This is a genomic window from Corallococcus sp. 4LFB, assembly GCF_046520365.1.
Taxonomy (GTDB): domain Bacteria; phylum Myxococcota; class Myxococcia; order Myxococcales; family Myxococcaceae; genus Corallococcus; species Corallococcus caeni.
Genome location: NZ_JBKGHJ010000807.1, coordinates 1 through 2,446 on the forward strand (window position 1 = coordinate 1; position 2,446 = coordinate 2,446).

Below are 2,446 nucleotides of genomic sequence, written 5' to 3' on the forward strand. Positions count from 1 at the left end.
CGCCGGGCTGGCGGCCGGCGGCGGGGCCTTGGCGGTGGCCGGGACTTCCGCGCTCTTGGTGCAGCCAGCGCCCATCAGGGTCGCCGCGGCCAGCACGGGAGCAACACGCTTCCATCGAGGGAGGAGCACGGCTCCGGGGTTTAGCCATGCGCGCAGGGCTTGTAAAGCAAGGCGGCCTTTGGCAGGGAGGCCCCTCGCCCATGCCCAGAGTCCTGCTGCTGCACACCGGAGGCACGCTCGGAATGGCCGGTGGCCGGCCCTCCGCCCTGCGTCCCGCTGCCTTCTTCAAGACGCTCCGCAAGCGAGCCCCGGAGCTGTTCCAGCTGGCCGACATCGAGCTCGAGCTGTTCTCCAACCTGGACAGCTCGGAGATGCAGCCGGAGCTCTGGAGCCGGATGGCCGCCCACCTCCACCGTCGACTGGCGGACTTCGACGGGGCGGTGGTGACCCACGGAACGGACACGCTCGCCTTCACGGCCAGTGCGCTGTCGTTCATGTTGCGAAACCCGCCCTGCCCCGTGGTGCTGACGGGCTCGCAGCGTCCGCTGGGGGAGCTGCGCTCCGACGCGCGGCTGAACCTCATCGACGCGGTGCTCTCCGCGCTCCAGGGGCCGCGCGAGGTGACCATCTGCTTCGACTCGCACCTGTACCGGGGCAACCGCACGCGCAAGGTGAAGGTGGCGGAGTACGACGCGTTCGAGAGCCCCAACTTCCCCGTGCTGGGCACGCTGGGCGTGGACGTCACCTTCGAGAAGGGCCTCCCGTCGCGAGGCCCCTTCCGGCTCCACGAGAAGCTGGATCCGCGCGTCTTCCTCCTCAAGGTGTACCCGGGGCTGGACCCCGCCCTGCCCCTGCAGCTGCTGCCGCACGTGAGGGGGCTGGTGGTGGAGGCGTACGGGGCGGGCAACGTGCCCATCGCTCCGGAGCTGGGCCGCTCGCTCCTGCCGCTCTTCGTCCAGGCGCGGGAGCGAGGAATCCCGGTGTTGGTGGTGAGCCAGGCGTACCGCAACGGCGTGGACCTCACGCTCTACGAGTCCGGGGCCCGGTTGCTGGCGGAGGGTGCGGTCGGCGGCGCGGACATGACCCCGTCGGCGGCGCTGGTGAAGCTGATGCAGGGGCTGGCGGAGCACCCCCGGGGGGGCGAGGCCCTCTCGCGCTTCCTCCGGGCGCCCGTGGCGGGCGAGCTGTCCGTCGGGCGGCCGACAGTTCCTCCACCGGAGAAAAAGCGGCGCCGGCCGGCGCGGGTGGGGCGGGTCGCCTGACACCGGGTGCGTGAAAGGAGCGTGGGTGTGCTTGCCGCCGTGAAAAGGCGGCCCGTAAGATGGGAGGCGCGATGTCCGAGGAGAAAACTTCCGTCCATTCCATTTCGGACCTGCTGGGCAGCGCCCAGCAGCAGAGCGCGTATCTGATCGTCATCAGCGCCAAGTCCGCCGCCGGCATCGGGCGGATGTTCAAGCTGGACCGCTCGGAGGTGGTGCTGGGCCGCAGCTCGGAGGCCCAGTTCCAGGTGGAGGACGACGGCATCTCCCGCAAGCACGCGAAGGTCGTCGCCATCGGGGACGGCCGCTTCCAGCTCGTGGACCTGGGCAGCACCAACGGCACGTACCTCAACGGCCTGAAGGTGAGCGCGGCGCCGCTGTACGACGGCGACAAGATCCAGATCGGCTCCAACACGGTGCTGAAGTTCAGCATCCAGGACGCGCTGGAGGAGCAGTACCAGCGCAGCATCTACGAGTCCGCCACGCGCGACGGCCTCACCCGCGTCTACAACAAGAAGTACTTCATGGAGACGGTGCGCAAGGAGTTCGCGTACTGCCTGCGCCACCGCGTGCCGCTGTCGCTGGTGCTCTTCGACGTGGATCACTTCAAGCGCATCAACGACGTGTACGGCCACCCGGCCGGCGACTTCGTGCTGACGCGCATCGCGCAGCGGGTGGCGGACACGGTGCGCACCGAGGACCTGCTCGCGCGCTACGGCGGCGAGGAGTTCGCGCTGATGCTGCGCGAGTCCGCGGAGGACGCGGCCCTGGCGTGCGCGGAGCGCTGCCGCGTGGCGGTGGACCGCGCGGACTTCATCTTCAGCGGCACGCCCATCAAGGTGACCATCAGCCTGGGGGTGGCGACGCTGCTGGACTCGGACTTCTCCCAGCCGGAGGACCTCATCTCCGCCGCGGACAAGTACCTCTACCGGGCCAAGCACGCGGGCCGAAACCGCGTGGACGCCAAGGCCGTCAGCGGCCCTGAGCGTCGGCTCCGAGGCTCGGCGAGGCTCGGCGCCGCTCGGCGAGGCTCGGCGCCGCTCGGCGAGGCTCGGATGGTTGCCTGATCCCACGGGCCTCCGCCGTCTCCGCGCACCCAGCCGTCAGCGCCCGAAGCCCAACCTGCGCAGCCCCTCCTCCGACACGTGCTTCACGTGCGTGTCCGCGTCGCGCGCCGCCGCCTCGCT

Annotated in this window: 2 protein-coding genes; both read left to right on the forward strand. The window is 70.5% G+C overall.

The window, feature by feature from the left end; translation table 11 throughout:
- Window positions 1-200 precede the first annotated feature (200 nt).
- A complete protein-coding gene (locus ACLEQD_RS41375) occupies window positions 201-1,262 on the forward strand; it encodes an asparaginase (protein WP_410391410.1) in 1,062 nt (353 codons plus the stop codon).
- 71 nt (window positions 1,263-1,333) lie between these two features.
- The gene (locus tag ACLEQD_RS41380; RefSeq protein ID WP_410391411.1) at window positions 1,334-2,326 is read left to right on the forward strand and encodes a diguanylate cyclase; all 993 of its coding nucleotides are present in this window, start codon (window positions 1,334-1,336) and stop codon (window positions 2,324-2,326) included.
- Window positions 2,327-2,446 lie beyond the last annotated feature (120 nt).

Bases quoted from the DNA above. Each gene is read 5' to 3' on its own strand.
- ACLEQD_RS41375 (WP_410391410.1), top strand. From the start codon at position 201: ATGCCCAGAGTCCTGCTGCTGCACACCGGAGGCACGCTCGGAATGGCC.
- ACLEQD_RS41380 (WP_410391411.1), top strand. From the start codon at position 1,334: ATGTCCGAGGAGAAAACTTCCGTCCATTCCATTTCGGACCTGCTGGGC.